At 70.6% G+C, this 20,283-nt stretch carries 16 protein-coding genes; 5 read left to right on the forward strand and 11 right to left on the reverse strand.

The window, feature by feature from the left end; genetic code table 11:
- Position 1: 1 nt before the first annotated feature.
- From CRP49_RS07585 to CRP49_RS07610, 6 genes are all read right to left on the reverse strand, one after another.
- Entirely contained in the window at positions 2 to 2,398 is a 2,397-nt protein-coding gene (locus CRP49_RS07585; protein ID WP_097252714.1) for a galactose oxidase early set domain-containing protein, read from the reverse strand.
- Positions 2,395 to 3,579, reverse strand: a complete 1,185-nt coding sequence (locus CRP49_RS07590; protein ID WP_097252715.1) for a glycosyltransferase family 2 protein — start codon at positions 3,577 to 3,579, stop codon at positions 2,395 to 2,397. Before CRP49_RS07590 ends, CRP49_RS07585 begins: the two co-directional genes overlap by 4 nt.
- Positions 3,576 to 5,228 carry a glycosyltransferase family 39 protein gene (locus CRP49_RS07595; protein ID WP_097252716.1) on the reverse strand — a complete coding sequence of 551 codons (1,653 nt, stop codon included), beginning with the start codon at positions 5,226 to 5,228 and terminating at the stop codon, positions 3,576 to 3,578. Before CRP49_RS07595 ends, CRP49_RS07590 begins: the two co-directional genes overlap by 4 nt.
- Positions 5,225 to 6,493 carry a glycosyltransferase gene (locus CRP49_RS07600; protein ID WP_097252717.1) on the reverse strand — a complete coding sequence of 423 codons (1,269 nt, stop codon included), beginning with the start codon at positions 6,491 to 6,493 and terminating at the stop codon, positions 5,225 to 5,227. The genes CRP49_RS07595 and CRP49_RS07600 overlap by 4 nt, the downstream gene beginning before the upstream one ends.
- 215 nt (positions 6,494 to 6,708) lie before the next feature.
- A complete protein-coding gene (locus CRP49_RS07605; protein WP_097252718.1) occupies positions 6,709 to 8,739 on the reverse strand; it encodes a thioredoxin domain-containing protein in 2,031 nt (676 codons plus the stop codon).
- Entirely contained in the window at positions 8,720 to 9,310 is a 591-nt protein-coding gene (locus CRP49_RS07610; protein ID WP_097252719.1) for a helix-turn-helix transcriptional regulator, read from the reverse strand. The genes CRP49_RS07605 and CRP49_RS07610 overlap by 20 nt, the downstream gene beginning before the upstream one ends.
- A 129-nt stretch (positions 9,311 to 9,439) precedes the next feature.
- Between CRP49_RS07610 and CRP49_RS07615 the strand changes: the two genes are divergently transcribed.
- Together CRP49_RS07615 and CRP49_RS07620 are read left to right on the forward strand one after the other, a co-directional pair.
- Positions 9,440 to 9,877 (forward strand): hypothetical protein, encoded by a 438-nt coding sequence (locus tag CRP49_RS07615; protein WP_097252720.1) that lies wholly within the window; start codon positions 9,440 to 9,442, stop codon positions 9,875 to 9,877.
- 76 nt (positions 9,878 to 9,953) lie between these two features.
- The gene (locus CRP49_RS07620; RefSeq protein WP_097252721.1) at positions 9,954 to 13,157 is read left to right on the forward strand and encodes a tetratricopeptide repeat protein; all 3,204 of its coding nucleotides are present in this window, start codon (positions 9,954 to 9,956) and stop codon (positions 13,155 to 13,157) included.
- Between the two features lie 4 nt (positions 13,158 to 13,161).
- On the opposite strand, the gene CRP49_RS07625 is transcribed toward CRP49_RS07620, so the two are convergent.
- Together CRP49_RS07625 and mca are read right to left on the reverse strand one after the other, a co-directional pair.
- On the reverse strand, positions 13,162 to 13,395 hold the full coding sequence (locus CRP49_RS07625) for a hypothetical protein (protein ID WP_179851540.1): 234 nt from the start codon (positions 13,393 to 13,395) through the stop codon (positions 13,162 to 13,164).
- Entirely contained in the window at positions 13,388 to 14,269 is an 882-nt protein-coding gene (mca, locus tag CRP49_RS07630; protein ID WP_094215278.1) for a mycothiol conjugate amidase Mca, read from the reverse strand. Before mca ends, CRP49_RS07625 begins: the two co-directional genes overlap by 8 nt.
- Before the next feature lie 104 nt (positions 14,270 to 14,373).
- Here mca and CRP49_RS07635 point away from each other — a divergent pair, with 104 nt between their 5' ends.
- The 3 genes from CRP49_RS07635 (at position 14,374) to CRP49_RS07645 (ending at position 16,796) form a co-directional block, all read left to right on the forward strand.
- On the forward strand, positions 14,374 to 14,772 hold the full coding sequence (locus CRP49_RS07635; protein WP_097252723.1) for a DUF4307 domain-containing protein: 399 nt from the start codon (positions 14,374 to 14,376) through the stop codon (positions 14,770 to 14,772).
- A 170-nt stretch (positions 14,773 to 14,942) separates the two neighbouring features.
- A complete protein-coding gene (greA, locus tag CRP49_RS07640; RefSeq protein ID WP_094215280.1) occupies positions 14,943 to 15,443 on the forward strand; it encodes a transcription elongation factor GreA in 501 nt (166 codons plus the stop codon).
- Between the two features lie 189 nt (positions 15,444 to 15,632).
- The gene (locus CRP49_RS07645) at positions 15,633 to 16,796 is read left to right on the forward strand and encodes a serine hydrolase (RefSeq protein ID WP_257033327.1); all 1,164 of its coding nucleotides are present in this window, start codon (positions 15,633 to 15,635) and stop codon (positions 16,794 to 16,796) included.
- A 44-nt stretch (positions 16,797 to 16,840) separates the two neighbouring features.
- Here the strand turns inward: CRP49_RS07645 and CRP49_RS07650 are convergent, their stop codons facing one another.
- The 3 genes from CRP49_RS07650 to ilvA all read right to left on the reverse strand — a co-directional run bounded on the left by CRP49_RS07650 (position 16,841) and on the right by ilvA (position 20,147).
- Positions 16,841 to 17,692: an ABC transporter permease gene (locus CRP49_RS07650; RefSeq protein WP_097252724.1), complete on the reverse strand. Its 852-nt coding sequence runs from the start codon at positions 17,690 to 17,692 to the stop codon at positions 16,841 to 16,843.
- The gene (locus tag CRP49_RS07655; RefSeq protein ID WP_097252725.1) at positions 17,689 to 18,675 is read right to left on the reverse strand and encodes an ATP-binding cassette domain-containing protein; all 987 of its coding nucleotides are present in this window, start codon (positions 18,673 to 18,675) and stop codon (positions 17,689 to 17,691) included. The genes CRP49_RS07650 and CRP49_RS07655 overlap by 4 nt, the downstream gene beginning before the upstream one ends.
- A 242-nt stretch (positions 18,676 to 18,917) precedes the next feature.
- The gene (gene ilvA / locus CRP49_RS07660) at positions 18,918 to 20,147 is read right to left on the reverse strand and encodes a threonine ammonia-lyase (protein WP_097252726.1); all 1,230 of its coding nucleotides are present in this window, start codon (positions 20,145 to 20,147) and stop codon (positions 18,918 to 18,920) included.
- Positions 20,148 to 20,283 lie beyond the last annotated feature (136 nt).

Here is a 20,283-nt window from a genome sequence, read left to right on the forward strand (position 1 = left end):
GCTATCGCACGTCAGCCCTCCCACAGGCGACCCCGTCCCGGTTCCGGTCGAGCCCCAGCGGATCGTCCCCGCCGTTGACCTTCAGCCGGCCGTAGTGGTTCTGCTTGAGCCAGGTACAGCGGGCGGCGGCAGTCTTCTTCACCTGCGGCGGGAACACCGTCGGCACGCACACGTTGATCGACCCGTAGTGCCGGTCGCACCCGGAGATCGTGGGGCTGACCTTCTGCGAGGACCGCTTCTTGCCCGGCCCCGAGGTCCTGCCCGTCAGACCGTCGGCGAAGGAGTGGACGTGCGGGGAGGCGGCCGAGGCGCTGAGCGCGGCCGGTCCCTGCAGGTGCACCCACTTGGCCACCGACGGCACCCCGTTGGCGTCCACCGCGAAGAGCATGTACCAGCCGGGCGGGGCCAGGTTGGGGTTGCTCGTCACGTTCAGATCCACGTTGTTGCCGTCGACGGACAGCGGCAGGTCGACGAAGCGCTGGTTCGGGTCGGAGGAGTGGGTGACCGCGGCCGGGCGGATCAGCTCGGCCTTGGCGATGGGCCGGTCGACCGTGATCCGCTGGGTGTCGCCGTACTTCCACTCCTGGTTGATCACCGAGGTGATCGTCGGGCGGGTGCCCTTGTAGAGGTAGGGCGGGGTGTAGATCGACACGTTGTGGTTCCAGGTGCCGTTGCCCGGGTTGTCGCCGGTGGCCATCACCCGGCCGTCGGGCAGCAGGAACGCCGAGGAGTGGTAGCCGCGGGACTCGGGGTCGGCGGCGACGGCGTTGAAGTTGTTGGTGGCCGGGTCGTAGATCGAGGACTCGTACACGGGGTTGGCCCGGTTGTGCAGGGCGCCGCCCGTCTCCAGGACCTTGCCGTCGGGCAGCAGGACGGCGGAGACGTACATCTTGCCCTGGGTGCCGGTCTCGGCGACCTTGCCGTTGCCGAGGTCGACCATGCCCTGGGGGATCTGCGGACCGGCGACGTACGACGGGTTGGCCTGCTTGAGGTCGATCAGGTCGGTGAGACGGCCCGCGTCCGGGTTGGAGTCGATGTTGCCGCCGCCGATGGTGAGGACCTTCTGGTCCTGCGCCGGGGGCAGCAGCACGCTCGCCGACTGGTCCCGCTGGTCCTTGTTCTGCAACCCCGGGATCTGGGTGACCGTGTTGGCGCCGTAGTCGTAGATCGCCGAGCCCGTGCCGGGGATGTTGTTGCCGAAGACATGGCTGCCCGTGTAGAAGAGGCGGCCGTCCTGCATCAGGATCATCGACGGGTACAGACCCCAGTACGACCAGGTCTGGTTGACCTGCGACAGCGGGAGCCACTGCTGGTCCTTGTCCGACCAGCGCTCGGCGGTCACCGACCCCGAGGAGTCCTCGCGCAGACCGCCGAAGGAGATGACGTCACCGTTGCCGAGTTCGGTCGCCGACGGGTACCAGTGGCCGTCGTTGAGGTCGTTGGTCTTGCTGTAGGTCTCGGTCTTCGGGTCGAAGATGTACGAGTCCTTGAACCCCTCGTAGCCGTGCCCGCCCGCGACCGGGTACGCCTTGTTGCCGCTCATGACCAGGACCCGCCCGTCCTGGAGCTGCACATGGCCCGCGCAGAACATGTCCTTCGGCGTGGGGATGACCTTGTAGGTGCCGCCCGCCGGGTCGTACACCGCCGAGGTGAACGTGCCCGCGTTGAAGTTCTCCTCGCTGTTGCCGGAGCCGGCGATCAGCAGCACCTTGCCGTTGTTGAGGACGACGGAGTGCATGGAGCGGACCGGGTTCTGCGTCGGCAGCACGGACCAGCTTCCGTTCGAGCAGATCTGCTTCGTGGCCGTGCACGACGGGGGCGGGAGCGTGTCCGGGACCTGATCCATGGTGTAGTCGTCGGTGGTCGCCGAACCGGTGCCGTACACCGACACACCCCAGGTGATGCGGTCGGTGCCGGCCGGGACCCCGGGCGTGCGGACCGTGGCCTGCGTCCAGCTCGACGCCATGTCCAGGGTCTTGAGGTCGGTCCAGTACTGCCAGCCGGCTGTCGTGTCGTGCCGGAACAGGGTGATGCTGGCGTCCGGGGTGGTGGTCTTGTACCAGAGCCCCAGGTCGTACTGCTTGCCCGCCGACACCACCGGCGCGCACGCGGTGGACTCGGTTATCAGCGCCTTGCGGTCGCCGTCCACCCGCCGGGTCAGCGTGACCTTCATGGCCTTGGAGCCGGAGTGGGCATCCGGCACCGTCGCGAAACTGAAGTCGTTGTCGCCCCAGCCGGACTTCTCCCAGCAGGACGGCATGCCGTCCGTACCGGCGGTCTCGAAGCCCGGGTTCTTGACCAGGTTGGCCGCCTCGGCGGCCTGCGGCGAGGTGAGGAGCAGACCGGCGGTCAGGGCCCCCACTCCGACCAGCGCGGTCCGTCTGCGGTACTTGCTCACACGGCTCTCCTTGCGGTTGTACGACCCCCACGGCGGCGTCGCGGGAGATAGACCAGCGCTTCGGTCCCCACGAAGCGCAGGACGAACGTCATGACCAGCGCGAGCGCGGTGGCGGGCAGCGCGCCCATCCCGAACCGGTCGACGAGCAGCGCGATCAGCGGGATGCGCAGCACCAGGTCCGCGTTGGCGAGCAGCGCGAACCGGCCGAGCCGGTCCCACCAGCGGCGGTGCGCGCGCCGGTCGCGGAACAGCAGCTGCTCGATGAGCAGGAAGTTCCAGGCGACGCCAAGCTGGTTGGCGAGGATCTCGGCGGGCACGTAGTGCAGGCCGAGCACGGTCAGCGCCCACAGTCCGACGAGGTTCGGCACGAAGCCGCTCGCCCCGATCAGCCCGAAGCCGACCATGCGGGCGACCGGTGAGGCGGTGCGCAGCCCGGCCAGGTGGCGCAGGAAACGGAAGCCCTCCTGCGCGCTCGACTTGGACTCGCCGGCGAACCGGTCCTGGAAGACGAACGGCACCTCGGCGACCTGCCGGGGACGGCTGCGTACCGCCAGCTCCAGGAGGATCTTGTACCCGAGCGGCTTGAGCGCGTCGGCCGTCACCACGCTGCGCCGGATGGCGAAGAAGCCGCTCATCGGGTCGCTGATGCCGTGCAGCCGGCGCGGGAAGAGCGCCTTGGTGAGCCAGGTCGCGCCGCGCGAGACGGCCACCCGGTAGCTGCCGGCCAGCCCGGCCCGGCTGCCGCCCTTGATGTACCGGGAGGCGACGACGAGCCCGGCGTTCGTCCGCTCGCCGGTGGCCACCAACTCCGGTACGAGGGACGGCGGATGCTGGCAGTCGCCGTCCATGACGACGATCCAGTCGGAGGTGGCCGCCTTCAGCCCCTCGACCACCGCCCCGCCGAGCCCGCCGACCGGCTCCTCGCGGTGCAGCACGGCCACCGGGAACGGGCAGTCCTGCGCGGCCGCGCGGATCACCTCGGGGGTGTCGTCGGTGGAGTCGTCCACGAAGACGACCTCGCAGGGCAGCCGCGCGGGCACCGACTCGGTGATCTGGTGCAGCAGCTGCCGGATGTTCGCCGACTCGTTGAAGGTCGGTACGACGATGGTGACGGCGCCGGGTTCGGCGACTTCCGCGGCGTCCAGGCCCTCGGCGGGGACGGTGTACTCGTGGCTGCTCATCGTGCGCCTCCCGCGGCTGCCGTCTGGATCTGGCGGATCTCGATGCGGTCGGGTCCGGTGCCGAAGGTGGCGACCGGCTCGGAGTGCTGGATGGCGGCCTTGACGCCCGGCAGGTCCTTGGCGTCGCGGCGGACGGTCGGCGAGGCGACGACGTAGTCGATGTCCCGCCAGCCGTGCGGCATGGTCTTGGCGACGGCCGGGTCGAGGTCGGCCTTGTAGAACCAGATCGCGCCGAGCCCGGGCCGGTACCCGGCGTGCACGAGGTCCAGCCAGAGGGCGTCGTCGACCAGGACCCGGGTCTTCTTCGGGTTCTCGACCTCGGTGCTGAGCCAGGCGGAGGCCTGCCGGTAGGGCTTGTTGGCGTCGGCGGTGAGGGCGGTGCGGTCGCCGTCGTACCAGTGCGGTACGACGTAGGCGCCGGCGGCGAGGGCCAGTACGGCGGCGAGTGCGTACCGGCCGCCGGTGACGTACCGCTTCTCGCTCTCGGCGCGCCTACGGCGCACGACCGCGTGGGCGACGGAGGCGGCGCCGCCGGCCAGGACCAGGGCGAGGAAGGGCAGCGCGCCGATGATGTACATGGCGGGAAGATAGCCGTTGGGCCGCATGGCCACGGCGGCCAGGATCGCCACGGTCAGGGCGGGCCCGGCGAGGGCGCGGGCGGTGACCGACCAGCGCCAGGTGACGATCAGCAGCAGGGCTCCGGCGAGGCCGCCGAGGGGCAGCACCCGGTCGTAGTACAGCCAGGAGTGCAGCACGCCGTACGAGCCGGAGGAGGTGTCCAGGATGAAGCCCGAACCGGGCCTGGACATCTGGTACTTGATGCCGTCCCACAGCGAGACGTGCCCGCTGCCCGGGAGCAGCTCGCCCTTCAGCAGGGCGAAGAGCGGGTAGGAGAAGCCGATCAGGGCGCAGGCGGTGACGGCTCCGGTGAGGGCGAACTTGCGGGTGTCGCGGTGGCTGTGCCGCCACATGGTGACGAACAGGGCGGGCAGGACGACGAGCATCGTCTCCTTGGTGAGCACGCCCGCTGCGGCCGCGAGGCCCGCGCCGAAGTGGTGCCACAGATGCCGGCTGGGCGAGGCGGCGAGGCAGAACGCCAGCAGCAGCCACATCACGGCGATGTTGTCCAGGAAGATCTCCCGCTGGAGCACGACGGCCAGCGGGGAGAGCCCGAACAGGGCCATGCCGAGCCCGGCGGCCCAGCGGGGCAGGGAGAGCCTGCGGCCGAGGACGTACACCAGCACCGCGCTGATGCCGCTGATCACCAGCATGGCGATCCGCATGGAGCCGACGGTCATCGAGCCCGGGCTGATCGCGGAGGGTATCCAGGTGAGCAGGGCTATCTGGACCCAGCCGAGCGGCGGGTGGTCGTACCAGTAGGTGTAGTGGGCCAGGCCCTTGCCCTGCTGGACGGCCCAGGCCTGGGCGAGGTAGGTGCCCTCGTCGTCGCTGAGGGTCGGGTAGTCGGCGATGTTCCAGCCCTGGACGACGAGGATCGCCACCAGCAGGAGACCGCACAGCAGCAGGTCGGAGCGGGAGGAGCGGAGCCGCTCCGGCGGGCTTGTTCGGCCGGTCGAACGCGTCTCAGGCGCAGGCTTGCGCTGCGCGGGGACCTTCGGAGTGGTCACCGCGGGAAGAGTGGAGGTCACGCAGGAACGTCCTCTCGGATCGGCTCGGCCGCGGTGAGGTGCGCGCCGACGTGCGTGGTCAACTCCCAGTCGTTCCGGCCGCGTTGTTCGCGCCACACCGCGCGGATCGCAGCCCCGGCGAGGAGGACCTGGTAGAAGGGGCCGCCCACGACGAGCTTCAGGTAGTGGACGAAGCGGACCCTGAGGCCGTACTGCTTGCCGAAGTCGTGCAGTCCGACCACCTCGAAGACGAAGGTGACGGCGGCCGTGACCAGCGGCAGGAAGGTGATGAAGGCGACGCCGACCGGCACGTCGAGGAAGAGCGCGATCGCCGCGTTGACCGGAATGATCACGCCGGAGAAGGCCTGCAGGAACGGGGTCATCAGCGTGTACCGGGCGAGCAACCGCTGCCTGAGGGCGGGCAGTTGCTTCCAGTCCTTCTTCCGGTACACCTGCAGGAAGCCCTGGTTCCAGCGGGTGCGCTGCTTCAGCAGCGACATCAGCGAGCCCGGGGTCTCCTCACGGGTGACCATGTCGGAGTCGTAGGCGACGACGACCTTCTTGCCGACGCTGGACAGGCGTACACCCAGGTCGCAGTCCTCGGCGAGGCAGTTGGGGTCCCAGCCGTCCGCTTCCCTGAGGACGTCGGTCCGCACGAAGACGGTGTTGCCGCCGAGCGGGATGAACCCCTTCTGCGCGTGCAGGTGCAGCCGGGAGCGGAACCAGAAGAAGTACTCCAGGCAGTTGCGCAGGCTGTACCAGCTGGAGTGGAAGTTGATCAGCTGGACACCGCCCTGGACGACGTCCGCCTCCGTCGTCCGGAACGCGTGGTCGACGTGGGCGAGCAGCTCCGGGTGGACCTGGTCCTCGGCGTCGAAGACCCCGACGACGTCGCCGCGGCAGTGCGGCAGCGCCGTGTTCATGGCCTTCGGTTTGTTCTTCTTCTCGTGGGTGTCGACGACGACACGGACGCGCTGGTCGCGCTCGGCCGCCGCCCGGGCCACCTCGGTGGTCTCCGGGTCGTCGTGCCCGACGATCACGATGATCTCGAAGTCGGTGTGCGTGGACTCCAGCAGTCGCTGGATGGTGTGGTCGAGCACGGCCTGCTCGTGCCGGGCCGGCAGGAGCAGCGAGAAGGACAGGTGCTCGTTCCCGTCCGGTCTGCTGAACCGGGTGGAGGCGAGCACCTCGGGCGTACGCCACGCGTGCATCTGCCACCACAGAGTGAAGGCCGCCATCCAGAACAGAGCCAGCGAGACGGCAGCAATGAAGACAGACGTCAGCAAAAAGATCCCCCCAGATCCCCAGTACCCCCTGTGCGCGCAACGGTGAGTTACACCCGCGTACGCGCTGTGGAGAGACTAGGGGGGATCTGTGAAGCGTGGGAGCTCTTCCGATAAATAGCGTGTTTCGGAACGGTGTTACGGGAAGCGGTAGCTATCCGAACACCTGCTCACATTTGGGCAGTTCACCCCTCCGCTCCTCCGGGCGTTCGCGCCGCTCAGGTGGTGTTCAGCGCCGCGCCCAGCCGCTCCGGATCGGTCGTCGGGACGTCACAGGTGAAGTTACGGCAGATGTACGCCGCCGGTTCACCGCCCACGAGCGGACGATCGGCGAGCAGCGGGAACTCGTCACTGTCCGGAGTCCCGGCGGCGACGACGGCGCCCGGGGCGTTGCCGAGAAGTGCCGTACGGTGCAGGGCACTTGTCCTCTCGTCGGTGAGGGACGGCCCGACGATCGCGACCTCCCGGGGCCCGTCGAGCAGCGCCTCCGCGACGGCCAGCCCCCACCCGATGAACCGCGGCACACGCGGCCCGAGCGCCTTCACCACGCCCAACGCCCGTTCCGCCGCCGCCCGGTGGGGCTCCGAACCGGTGTGGGCCGCATAGCTCAGCAGGGCACCGGCCGCCGCGGTCCAGCCGGACGGGGTGGCGTTGTCGGTGGGGTCCTGGGGCCGGCGGATGAGCTGCTCGGCGTCGGAGGCGGTGTCGTACAGGGCGCCGCTGCCGGGGTCGGTGAAGCGGGCCAGCACATGGTCGAGGAGCAGCCCGGCGAAGTCCAGCCAGACGCCCTCGCCGGTCACGGACGCGAGCGCGAGGAAGCCCTCGGCGACGTCGGCGTAGTCCTCCAGCACCCCCGCGTTGGGCCCTACTCGGCCGTCCTTGCTGGTCCGGGCGAGCCGGCCATGGTCGTCGAGATGCACGCGGACGAGGAGATCGGCGGCGCCGACGGCGGCTTCGACGAGGTCGGGCCGTCCGAAGTAGGCGCCGGTCTCGGCGAGCGCGGCGATCGCGAGCCCGTTCCAGGCGGCGACGACCTTGTCGTCGCGGCCGGGAGCGGGGCGCTGCGCGCGCTTTTCCAACAGGCGGTCCTTGATGGACGCGATCAGCCGGGCGTCGAAGACGCCTTCCTGCTGCGGAAGCTGGAGGACCGACTGCCCGTGCTCGAAGGTGCCTTCCTCGGTCACGCCGAAGTACTGGGCGGCGAGGTCGGCATCACCTTGGAGGGTCTCGCGCAGCTGCTCGGGGGTCCACGCGTAGTACGCGCCCTCGACGTGCTTTCCCGTGCCGTCGTCGCTGTCGGCATCGAGCGCCGAGGCGAACCCGCCCTCGGTGGTGCGCAGTTCGCGCACCAGGAAGTCGGCGGTCTCCAGGGCGACCCGTTGGGCGAGGTCGGCCCCCGTGGCCCGCCACAGATGCGCGTACACGCGGCACAGCAGCGCGTTGTCGTACAGCATCTTCTCGAAGTGCGGCACGACCCAGTCGCGGTCGACGGAGTAGCGGGCGAACCCGCCGCCGAGCTGGTCGTAGATCCCGCCGCGGGCCATCCGCTCGCAGGTGTCCTGGGCCATCTGCAGGGCGCCCTCGGCGCCGGTGCGGGCGTGGTGCCGCAGCAGGAACTCCAGCACCATGGACGGCGGGAACTTGGGCGCGCCGCCGAATCCGCCGCGCTGCGGGTCGTACTCCCGGGTGAGCCCGAGGAGGGCCTGGGCCAGCTCCTGTTCACCGGGAACCCGGTCGGTCTGGTAGCTGATCTCCCGCTGGGCGAGATCGCGCACGATCTTCCCGGCGACCTCGCCGACCTCGTCGCGCCGCTCGTCCCAGGCCTGCCGGACGCCCTCCAGCACCTGCCGGAAGGAGGGCATGCCGTGCCGGGGCGCGGGCGGGAAGTAGGTGCCGAAGTAGAAGGGTTCGGCGTCCGGGGTGAGGAACACGGTCATGGGCCAGCCGCCCTGGCCGGTGGCCGCCTGCACGGCCTCCATGTAGACGGCGTCGACGTCCGGGCGCTCCTCGCGGTCGACCTTGACGCTGACGAAGTGCTCGTTGAGGTAGTCGGCGGTGGCCTGGTCCTCGAAGGACTCGTGGGCCATGACATGACACCAGTGGCAGCTGCTGTAGCCGACGCTCAGGAGGACCGGTCTGTTCGCCTTGCGGGCGGCCTCGAAGGCCTCGGCCGACCAGGGCCACCAGTCGACGGGGTTGTCGGCGTGCTGGAGCAGGTACGGGGACGTCTCATGGGCCAGTCGGTTCACCGTTCCACTCTCCCACGGGGTCCGGCACCGCGTAGAAACGCATCGACACCGGGCGCGCCCCTTCCGGGGCGTCCTCGCGGAGGTGACCGTAGCGCTCGATCAGGGCGTGGTACTCGCGCAGGAAGGCGAGCAGCTCCTCCCTGGTCATCCAGGTGCCGGTGCGCTGGACCTGGGCCCAACCCTCGGGGCCCCGGTACTCCTGGTGGGCGCGGCGGAAGAGGGCGGTGTCGACCCCGATCTTGAGGTGGGCGAGCTGTTCCGCGGCCGCGTACTCCTCCGGGGACATCGTGGCCGGGTCGGGTGTGGTGTGACTGAAGGGCAGCGCCCGCCACCAGCGTTCGCGCCCGCCGGACTTCTCCGGGATCTCCTCGATGAGCCGCTGCTCGGCGAGTTTGCGCAGGTGGTAGCTGGTGGTGCCGGAGCTCTCGCCGAGTTCGCGGGCGAGGACGGTGGAGTTCGCCTCGCCGTGCCGGCCGAGGTAGTCGAGGATCCGGCGGCGCAGGGGGTTGCCGAGGGACTTGTAGAGAGCGGTGCGCTCAAGGCTGGTCATCTCGGGCATGCCGTCGGTCATGCGGCCACCGTAACCCTGAGAACCCTGAGCCGTCCCTGATGTCTGCCGAGTTTTCTTTGCAAAAATTTCTCTGCGGTCTACTGTGGGGGCTGTGCGGGAAGGACGCGGACGACGGACGGGGGATCTTTCATGAAGGGCGCACTGAAGAGGTGGACGGCGAAGAGGTGGACGCTGATCCTGCTCGGGGCGGGGGCCGTCCTGCTGGTGCCGTGGATGGTGGTGCTCGCGCTGACACTCCCGGGCAGCACGGAGGTACAGCACTGGTCGCTGGCCTGGATCGGCCTCGACGTCCTCATCGCGACAGGCTGCGCCGCGACGGCCCTGCTCGGCCTGCGCGCGGATCCCCGGGCCCGCCTGACGGCCGCGGCGACGGCGGCGATGGCGGTGCTGGACGCGTGGTTCGACATAACGACGTCCCAGTCGGGCAGCGACCTCGCGCAGGCGCTGGCGTGTGCGGTGGCGGAGACCGTGCTGGCGGGGGTGTGTGTGGTCCTGGCGTTGTCGGAGCCGCAAAAGGCGGCCGCGCACAAGGGAGTTGCCGCCACCAAATCCTCACCCGGCCCCTGATCTCCGCCCCTCGCGTTCCCGCCCTCCCCGAAGGACACTCATAGGCAAAGGAGTTGCCGCCGGAGGGGGACGGAACATGCGGGACAGCCACCGGGTGGAGGCCGAGCGGCTGCTGGGGCGGGCCGTGGAGGAGGAGGTACGGCGCTCCGGCGGGCGGACCGACGGGCAGCTCCTGCTGTCGCGGGGGCGCGGCGCGCTGGACGCCATGGCACAGTCCGCCGCCGAGGAGTACGAGACCTACACGCGCGCGCTCGACGAGGCCGAGGCCGGGCGCCTCACCTTCGGCCAGCGGTACGCCCGCGAGGGTGCCGGCACGGCCTTACTGGTGGCGGGCGTCGCCGCGGTGGCCGCCGCCGTCGCCGACCTGTCCCTCGGCACCGGCACCGGCACGGCCGTGGGTGCGGGCGTCGCCGTGGGTGTGGTGGGGGCCGCGGCCACCGTGGTGAAGGTGGCCGGTTCCCATCTGCCCGCCGCCCACCATCGCGCGGGCGCGGCCGGCCAGCCCGGCGGCCCGGAGCAGCTGCGGCTGCAGTGGCTGACCGCGCTGGAGGTGCGCGGCATCCGCCCGTTCCTCGACCAGCAGCGGGTGCTCAGCGCCTCCACGGGTCCGAAGAAGACGAGCGGCCCGGCGCTGCGTGGTGCGGACAAGAGCGCGGCGGCCCGCAGGCGTACGGTGCTGGAGCAGTCGTTCGGTCAACTGCCGGAGCCGGCAGGCCCGTTCGCGGGGCGCCGCCAGGAGCTGGCGCGGATCAGGCAGTGGGCGCAGTCGGCCCGGGCGGCCACCGAGACCCGGCCGACGGTGGTCGTGCTGCACGGGGAGCCGGGCGCGGGCCGTACGACGCTCGCGGTCCGGGCGGCGCACGACCTCAGGGACCACTTCCGTGGCGCGGTCGTCGTGGACCTGCGCGGCGGCAGCCGGGAGGAGCCGCCGCTGCCCACCCGGGACGCCCTGCTGCACCTGCTCAACCGGCTCGGCGCACCCCGCGAGCAGTTGCTGTTCCGTGAGCGCTCCTCCCCCGACCAGCAGGTCAAGCGGCTCGGCGAGCTGTATCACCAGCAGCTGACCGGCGTGCCGGTGACGATCGTGCTGGACGACGCCTCGGACCCGGAGCAGGTGCGGGCGCTGGTGCCGGAGCGCTCCGACAGCCTGGTCCTGGTCACCTCCCGCACGCCGCTGGAGCTGCCCGCGGACCTGGTGGCCTGGGTGCACCATCTGCCGGTGGAGGCGCTGGACACGGCGGGCGCCGAGGAACTGCTGAGCGCGGCCGCGCAGGACATGTCGGGGCCGTACGACGCCGAGTCCACGGACCGGATCCGGCAGTTGTGCGGGAGCCTGCCGCTGGCGCTGCGGGTCGCCGGCTCGGCGCTGGGTCCGCGCTCGCCGCGGCAGCTGGCCACGGACCTCGGCGCGTACGGCCCGGTGGAGCCGGTGGAGCGGGTGCTGTGGCTGCGCTACACCGACCAGCCGGAGAGCGCGCGCCGGCTGCTGAGAAGGCTGGCGCTGGCCGGCCGGGCCTCGCTGGGCGCGGCGGCGGCCGCCGCCCTGCTGGCCACCGACGAGCCGGAGGCGACCCGGCATCTGGCCGCGCTCGCCCGGGCCGGTCTGATCGACCATGTGCGCGGCAGCCGCTACCGGCTGCACGACCTGGTGCGCGCCTTCGCGCAGGCCCGGCTGCTGGACGAGGAGGACCCGGCCGAGCGCACGGCCGCGCAGGAGCGGCTGATCGTGAACTACGCGGAGCTGGCCGACTCGGTGCTGCGGCTGGTCGACGGCAACATGTCGACGCGCTCGGACCGGTTCGGCCCGCACGGCTTCACCTCGCTGGACGAGGCGCTGCGCTGGCTGGACGACGAGTCCAGCTTCATCACGGCGGCCCTGCGGTACGCGGAGGGCGTGAACCAGGCGGCGGTGCTGAACCTGCTCGGTGCCCTGTGCGACTACTGCCTGCTGCGCGGGGACCTGTACCGGCTGGGCGAGATCAGCGAGCTGGCCCAGGCCGTCGACCAGGGCCTGCTGGTGCGTTCCGTGCAGTGGCGCACGGGTATCGCGGCCCGCCATCTGGGCGAGCTGGACAAGGCGCGCACCACGCTCGCCTCGGTGGTGGACCTCTACCGGGAGGCCCACCACGACGCGGGCGCCGCCCGCGCCCTGTGCTCCCTCGGCATCACCCTGCACCACCAGGGCAACCTCACCGAGGCGGCCGCCAAGCTCCAGGAGGCCCTGGATCTGCAGGCGGCCGAGGAGCTGTCGACGGACCGCGCCTGGACGATGCACGCGCTGGCGGCGGTCCAGCGCGACCGCGCCCGGCTGTCGGAGGCCCTGGACCTGCTCACCCGCTCCCTGGTCCTGCACCGCGAGGGCGGCTCCCTGCACGGCGAGGCCTGGGCCCACTTCCAGCTCGGCCAGCTGGCCCTGCGGATGGGTGACGTACCGCGCGCGGAGACGGAGCTGCGGGCGGCCCTGGAGCGGTACGGCCGTACGCGCGACGCGCGCGGGGAGGCCTGGGCGCTGACCCAGCTGGCCCGGGCGCGGCTGGTCGGCGGCGACGCCGCCCCCGCGGTGGAGGGCCTGCGCCAGGCGGCGGCCCGGCACCGGGAGAACGAGGACGCGCGCGGCGAGGCCTGGACGCTGTACTACCTCGGCCAGGCCCTGGAGGAGACCGGCGAGCTGGACCACGCGGTCCGGGACCTGGAGCGCTCCCGGCAGATGTTCTCCCGGATGCGCGACGTCTACGGCCTGGCCTGTGCCCGGCACCACTCGGCCCGGGTCACCCGGGACCAGCGGGCCGCGCAGACCGGCTCGCTGCGCAACTCGGGCTTCGCCCGCCAGCTGCTCGTGGACGCCCGCGCCGACTTCCAGCGCATCGGCGTCGCCCACGGCGAGGCCTGGACCTGCCTGGAGCTGGCGGTGGTGGACGCGGGCAACGCCCGGATCCCGCAGGCGCTGGCCCTGTGCGACGAGGCGGTGACCCTGTTCACGTCCTACGGCGACCGGCGCGGCGAGGACTGGGCCCGGTTCCTGCGCTGCACCCTGCTGCCGTACGGGGCGCCGGGCGGCATGGAGGTCGGTACGGCCGTCGCCCAGGAGGAGCTGGCCCAGCTGGCCCGCGCCACGCATCCGCTGCGGGACGAGAAGCTGGACGAGTGGGTGCCGGCCTACGCCCTGCTGCTGGAGCGGGGTGTGAGCCTGGAGGCGGGCTGGCAGGCCTGGCGGCTGCGCATGACGCCGGACCGCCACGCCCGGGAGGTGATGGGGGTGGCGGTGCCGGCCGGGCGCTGAGCGGTCAGCCCCGCTGCGGTGTGGAGTCGGACGGCTGCTCCGACCCGGCGTCCGGGGACTCCTTGAAGTCGACCTTCTGCATGTGCTTGTTCATCGACTTCATCAGGCCCCACACGGCCAGGGCCATCACCGCGAAGACGATGAAGCCGAGGACGCCGGGGGTGACCTTGTTCTCGTCGACTTCCTTGGCGAGGGGGACGAGATGCGTCAGTGCCAGGCTTGCGCTCATGTCAGGCATTGTCGCGGATGCCCGCGAAGAGGTCGTCCTCGGGGAGGGAGGTGTCGACGAGCGCCTTCGCCAGCTCGTACTCCTCCGTCGGCCAGACCGCCTTCTGCAGCTCCATCGGCACCTTGAACCAGCCGCCGTCGGGGTCGATCTGCGTGGCGTGGGCGATCAGCGCCTTGTCACGGATCTCGAAGAAGTCCGCGCACGGGATGTGCGTGGTCAGCGTGCGCTCGGTGCGCTCGAACTCCTTCCAGCGCTTGAGCCACTCCCCGTAGGGCGAGTCCAGGCCGCGGTCGAGCATCGCCTGGTGCAGGGCCTCGGTACGGGGGCGGTTGAAGCCCTGGTTGTAGTAGAGCTTGAGCGGCTGGTAGGCCGGGCCGTACTCGCTCTCGGGGTACTTCTCGGTGTCCGCCGCGCCCTCGAACGCCACCATCGAGATCTTGTGGGTCATGATGTGGTCGGGGTGCGGGTAGCCGCCGTTCTCGTCGTAGGTGGTGATCACCTGCGGGCGGAAGGAGCGGATCTTCCGGACCAGCTCGCCGGCCGCCTTGTCGACGTCCTCCAGGGCGAAGCAGCCCTCGGGCAGCGGCGGCAGCGGGTCGCCCTCGGGCAGGCCGGAGTCGACGAAGCCGAGCCACTCCTGCTTGATCCCGAGGATCTCGCGAGCCTCGTCCATCTCCTTCTTGCGTACCTCGTGGATGTGCTCCTCGATGTACTGGTCGCCCTGCAGCTTGGGGTTGAGAATGGACCCGCGCTCTCCGCCGGTGCACGTCACCACCAGCACGTCCACCCCCTCGGACACGTACTTCGCCATGGTCGCCGCGCCCTTGCTCGACTCGTCGTCGGGGTGCGCGTGCACGGCCATCAGTCGCAGCTGGTCAGTCAAGACACTCGATCCTCGTATGTCGGCGCCCCCGCGTCTTGGGGTGCGTTCGGCGGCTTCTATAGTGACCGAATCGGAGGGCGAATAATTCCGCGGAGAGGACGATCATGAGCACGGCGAGCACGCGGCTGCCCGAGGGCCGCTACGGCCGCTCCTCGGACGAGCGTGCCGACCGCAAGCTCAAGATCGCCGGTTCCGTGCTGGGCGCCCTCCTGCTCGCACTGGTCGGCTACTTCGCCTACCACTACGTCGCGCAGAACGAGATCAGCGCCCAGGTGATCACCTTCCAGGCCTCGGACGACGCGGTCAAGGTGCATCTGGAGGTCCACAAGGACTCCGGCGCCACCGGCTACTGCACCCTGCGCTCCCAGTCGGCGGACGGTGCCGAGGTGGGCCGGGCGGACTTCCGCTTCACGGGTCCGGCCACGCGCATCGACAAGGTCGTCACGCTCCGTACGACGGCCAAGGGGACGACGGCCGAGCTGCTCGGCTGCCACGCCGGCTGATCCTTCACTCGCAATGCATCGCCCTGACCTGCATTGATGAGATTCTGATGGCTTATGTCCTCCCCCTTGAGCCATTGAATTGTTAGGCTCGTGGTTTCGCCCATCCAAGAAGGAACATTCTTCTGGGTAGGGCGATGCTTTGTATTCCCAGTACCGACGAGGAGCACCCTGTGACCCAGACCAGCGAGAACGTCACCTGGCTGACCCAGGAGGCGTACAACAAGCTCAAGGACGAGCTTGAGTACCTTACTGGTCCTGCGCGCACGGAGATCGCCGCCAAGATCGCGGCCGCGCGCGAGGAGGGCGACCTGCGCGAGAACGGCGGGTACCACGCTGCCAAGGAGGAGCAGGGCAAGCAGGAGCTTCGCGTGCGCCAGCTGACCCAGCTCCTGGAGGGCGCCCAGGTCGGCGAGGCCCCGGTCTCCGCCGACGGTGCCGTCGCGCCGGGCATGGTCGTCACGATCGCCTTCGACGGCGACGAGGACGACACGATGACGTTCCTGCTCGCCTCCCGCGAGTACGCGAGCGCCGACATCGAGACGTACTCGCCGCAGTCCCCGCTGGGCGCCGGTGTCATCGGCCACAAGGTCGGCGAGGACGCGGCGTACGAGCTGCCGAACGGCAAGAAGGCCTCGGTGCGGATCCTGAAGGCCGAGCCGTACTCGGGCTGATCCCACCCACTGGTTCGCATCGCGCCCCCGGCGTCCGCGTGACACCGGGGGCGCTGCCATGTCGTCGTGCGGCCGGGGGTTAGCCCTACCTGGAGCTGGGCGGGTAGCACGATCGTCCCGCGCGGTCGCTTCCGGAGATGCTGGGCCCATCAGCCGGTGGTTACCCAATGATTCCGGGGGAGTTGGCTCGTGCGTGAGCAGGCATGGCAGAGGTTTCGTTCGTCCGGGCGGCGGAGTGGCCGGCGCAGCGCCGTGCCGGCCGCGGCCGCGGTGGCCGTCGGCGTCATGACGATGGGTGCCCTGGCCCCGCCCGCGGCGTCTGCCGCCGCCACGCCGCACACCGTCCAGAAGGGCCTGAACGCGCTGGTGCGCACCGACGGCGTGCCCGCCGCGCTGGCGAGCGTCCAAGACCGTGACGGCCGCACCCGCACCTACACCGCAGGGGTCGGCGACCTGGCCACCGGTGCGAAGGTGCCCCGGGACGGTCAGGTGCGCATCGGCAGCAACACCAAGACGTTCACGGCGGTGGTCGTGCTGCAACTGGTCGGTGAAGGCAGGATCGGCCTCGATGCCCCGGTCGACACCTATCTGCCCGGCCTCCTCCGCGGGGACGGGATCGACGGACGCGGCATCACCGTCCGCCAACTGCTCCAGCACACCAGCGGACTTCCCAACTACAGCGAGTACCTCAGCGACGACATCCGCTCCTACGACCCCCGCGAACTCCTCGACCTCGCTCTCCAGCACAAGGCCGACTTCGTGCCCGGCACGAAGTGGGCCTACAGCAACACGAACTACCTGGTGGCCGGCCTGATCGTGCAGAAGGTCACCGGCCGCCCCCTCGCCGGGGAGATCGACCGGCGCGTCATCGGACGCATCGGCCTGCGCCACACCTACTTCCCCGCCCCGGGCGAGGTGACGATCCGGGAGCGCCATCCCAGGGGTTACTACCAGGATTCGGCAGGCGCGCCCCTGGTCGACGCCACGGAATGGGACCCTTCCTGGGCCTGGGCCGCGGGCCAGATGGTGTCCACCGACTCCGACCTGAACCGGTTCTTCACCGCGCTGTTGGCCGGCCGCCTTCTCCCGAAGGCCCAGCTCGACCAGATGCGCACCACCGTCCCGGCCAGTTACCCCTTTCCCGCCGGTGCCCGTTACGGGCTGGGACTCGTCAGCACACCGCTGTCGTGCGGCGGTGTGTACTGGGGCCACGGCGGCAGCATGACGGGATACGAGACCCGAGGCGGCGCCACCGAGGACGGCCGCGCGGTCAACGTCGCCGTGACCCTGCAGCCGAGCCAGGCGACCAAGGAGCGCATGGACGGTGTCGTGGACACCGCCCTGTGCCGCTGAACCGCGTGCGGGATCCGCCGTCGCCGCAAGCGAGGGCGGATCCGTCAGCCGGCCGCCCGGCGGTACTTGCGGACCGCCAGCGTACGGAAGACCAGGATGATCACGACCGACCAGATCAGCGAGGCCCACACCGGGTGCTGCATGGGCCAGGCGTCGGACGCCTGGAAGCCCGGGGGAAGGTTGCCGAACAGCTCACGGCTCGCCTGCACGGTGGCGCTGAACGGGTTCCACTCCGCGATGTGCCGCAGGAAGGACGGCATCTGGTTCGCGTCCACGAACGCGTTCGAGATGAACGTCAGCGGAAACAGCCAGATCAGGCCGCCCGAGGTCGCCGCTTCAGGAGTGCGCACGGACAGTCCGATGAGCGCGCCGATCCACGAGAACGCGTACCCGAGCAGCAGGAGCAGGCCGAATCCGGCGAGCACCTTGCCGAAGTTCTCGTGCGTGCGCCAGCCGACGACCAGGGCGACGACCGCCAGGACGACAAGGGTGAGCGACGTCTGCACCAGGTCGGCGATGGTGCGTCCGGTCAGCACCGCACCACGCGCCATCGGCAGGGAGCGGAAGCGGTCGATGAGGCCCTTGTGCATGTCGTCGGCGATGCCCGCACCCGCGCCCGCCGTGGCGAACGTGACGGTCTGGGCGAAGATGCCGGCCATCAGGAACTCGCGGTAGGCCTGGGTGGAGGTGGACGAGCCGACCTGGATCGAGCCGCCGAACACGTAGGTGAACAGCACCACGAACATGATCGGCTGGATCAGCCCGAAGATCACCATTTCGGGGATCCGGGACATCCGGATCAGGTTGCGTTTCGCGACGATCAGCGAGTCGCGGACGGACCGGCCGATGGGGTTGCCGGGTGCCGCGATGCGGACGGTGTCGGTGACGGCACTCATTTCTTCACGGCCTCCTTGCCGTTCGCCCGGTCCTGGTCGGCGGCCTCGGCCATGTGTCCGGTCAGGGACAGGAAGACGTCGTCGAGGGTCGGGCGGCGCAGCCCGATGTCGTCCATCTCGATCCCGCGGGTGTCCAGCTCCCGGATGACCTCGGCGAGCAGCTTGGCGCCGCCGGTGACGGGGACGGTGAGCTTGCGGGTGTGCTCCTCGACCGTGGTCTCGCCCTTGCCGAAGCCCCGCAGGATCTCCACAGCGGTCTGTATGTGCTCGCGCTCGTGCACCACGACCTCGACGCGCTCGCCGCCGGTGCGGGCCTTGAGCTGGTCGGAGGTGCCCTTGGCGATGACCCGGCCGTGGTCGACGACCGCGATGTCGTGGGCGAGATGGTCGGCCTCTTCCAGGTACTGCGTGGTCAGCAGCAGGGTCGTACCGCCGGAGACGAGCTGTTTGATGACCTCCCACAGCTGCTGGCGGTTGCGCGGGTCGAGGCCGGTGGTCGGCTCGTCCATGAACATCACGGGCGGTGAGACCACGAGGGCGGCAGCCAGGTCGAGCCGGCGGCGCATGCCTCCGGAGTACGTCTTGGCGGGGCGGTCGGCCGCGTCCGCGAGGTTGAACTGCTCGAGCAGTTCGGCCGCGCGCTGCCGGGCCGCCCTGGCCCTCATCTGGTAGAGCTGCCCCACCATCTGCAGGTTCTCCCGGCCGGTCAGGTACTCGTCGACCGCCGCGAACTGGCCGGACAGGCCGATGGAGCGACGGACCGTGTCAGGGTGCTTGAGGACGTCCACACCCGCGACGACCGCCCGGCCGCTGTCGGGGCGCAGCAGTGTGGTCAGACACCGGACCGTCGTCGTCTTGCCGGCGCCGTTCGGCCCGAGCAGGCCGAGGACCGTGCCCTCGGGGACATCGAGGTCGACGCCGTCCAGTGCCCTTACGTCGCCGAAGGTCTTCACCAGACCTTCGGCGTAGATGGCGCCTGGCATATGAGTCTCCACGTCATCGGGGATCGTTCGGGACAAGGTGGGGGGTTGCGGAAAAGCGTAGGTTTGTCCGCTCGGCGCCGCCTGCTGTTTTCCACCAGGGGCTTTCCGCGCGCGAACCGGCGGACAGAAGGCCGACGGATCGGCGTACCGGCGGCCACGCGACACACCATAACGCGATGTATCGCGTCCCTCAATGGTTTTCCCCGAACGAGTGACACCGTCGCTCCGGGCCCGGGCCGGCCTCAGTCGATGACCGTGTAGCCCGCCTCGCGCAGGGCCTGGCCGACCTCGGCGCAGTGCGCCGGTCCCTTCGTCTCGAGGTGCAGCTCCACCTCCGCCTCCGTGAGCCCGAGCCGGGGATCGGTTCGTACATGGCTCACGTCCAGGACGTTGGCGTCGACCACTGACAACACCCCGAGGAGCGTGGCGAGGGCGCCCGGACGGTCGGTCAGCCGCAGCCGAACGGCCAGGTAGCGGCCCTGCGCGGCCATGCCGTGGCGCAGCACCCGCTGCAGCAGCACCGGGTCGACGTTGCCGCCGGAGAGCACCGCGACGACCGGGCCCGGGAAGGCTCCGGGCTCGCCGAGCAGGGCCGCGACCGGGCTCGCCCCGGCCGGTTCCACGACCAGCTTGGCCCGCTCCAGGCACAGCAGCAGCGCGGCCGACAGCTGGTCCTCGCTCACCGTGCGGACCTCGTCCACCAGTTCCTCGACGATCCCGAACGGCACGAGGCCCGGCCGCCCCACCCTGATGCCGTCGGCCATCGTCGCCGGGTTCCGCACCGACACCGGGCGGCCGGCCGCGAGCGAGGGCGGGTAGGCAGCGGCGCCCTCCGCCTGCACCCCGACGATCCGCACGTCCGGCCGCAGCGACTTCACCGCGACCGCGATGCCGGCCGCCAGCCCGCCGCCGCCGATGCCGACGACGATCGTGCGCACCTCCGGGCACTGTTCCAGGATCTCCAGGCCGACCGTGCCCTGACCGGCGATGACGTCCGGGTGGTCGAAGGGGTGGATGAACACCGCGCCCGTCTGCTCCGCGTACTCCTGGGCGGCGGCCAGCGTCTCGTCGACCACCTGGCCGTGCAGGCGCACCTCGGCGCCGTAGTCCCGGGTCGCGCTGATCTTCGGCAGCGGGGCACCCTTCGGCATGAACACGGTGGCGTGCACACCGAGCAGCGCGGAGGCGAGCGCCACCCCCTGCGCGTGGTTACCGGCGCTCGCGGCCACCACCCCGGCGGCACGTTCCTCCGGCAGCAGCCCGGCGATCCGGACATAAGCGCCGCGCAGCTTGAACGAGCCGGTCCGCTGCAGGTTCTCGCACTTGAAGTGCACCGGCGCGCCGACCAGCTGGGACAGGTGCCTGCTGCCCTCCATCGCCGTCACGCGTGCCACACCGGAGAGCATCTTCTGGGCTCCGCGCACATCGTCGAGGGTGACGGAGCGCAAGGAGTCAGTCGGGCCGTAGCTCATGACTCAAGTCTCGCAGTTCACGGTCGCACACGGCGGGTGTGACCAAGCTCCGAGACCGGTTTGGTCAGCGCTGGTACGGCCCGCCCCCGGGCCGCGTACCCTGTCCCCCAACCCAGCAGCCCTTCATGAAGCGAGC

Source organism: Streptomyces sp. Ag109_G2-15 (assembly GCF_900215565.1).
Lineage (GTDB): Bacteria > Actinomycetota > Actinomycetes > Streptomycetales > Streptomycetaceae > Streptomyces > Streptomyces diastatochromogenes.

What these genes read in the sequence shown, in the direction of transcription:
- CRP49_RS07590 (WP_097252715.1), bottom strand. Translation starts at nt 3,579, where the DNA reads ATGAGCAGCCACGAGTACACCGTCCCCGCCGAGGGCCTGGACGCCGCG.
- CRP49_RS07610 (WP_097252719.1), bottom strand. Translation starts at nt 9,310, where the DNA reads ATGACCGACGGCATGCCCGAGATGACCAGCCTTGAGCGCACCGCTCTC.
- CRP49_RS07615 (WP_097252720.1), top strand. Translation starts at nt 9,440, where the DNA reads ATGAAGGGCGCACTGAAGAGGTGGACGGCGAAGAGGTGGACGCTGATC.
- CRP49_RS07620 (WP_097252721.1), top strand. Translation starts at nt 9,954, where the DNA reads ATGCGGGACAGCCACCGGGTGGAGGCCGAGCGGCTGCTGGGGCGGGCC.
- CRP49_RS07625 (WP_179851540.1), bottom strand. Translation starts at nt 13,395, where the DNA reads ATGCCTGACATGAGCGCAAGCCTGGCACTGACGCATCTCGTCCCCCTC.
- CRP49_RS07635 (WP_097252723.1), top strand. Translation starts at nt 14,374, where the DNA reads ATGAGCACGGCGAGCACGCGGCTGCCCGAGGGCCGCTACGGCCGCTCC.
- CRP49_RS07650 (WP_097252724.1), bottom strand. Translation starts at nt 17,692, where the DNA reads ATGAGTGCCGTCACCGACACCGTCCGCATCGCGGCACCCGGCAACCCC.
- CRP49_RS07655 (WP_097252725.1), bottom strand. Translation starts at nt 18,675, where the DNA reads ATGCCAGGCGCCATCTACGCCGAAGGTCTGGTGAAGACCTTCGGCGAC.
- ilvA (WP_097252726.1), bottom strand. Translation starts at nt 20,147, where the DNA reads ATGAGCTACGGCCCGACTGACTCCTTGCGCTCCGTCACCCTCGACGAT.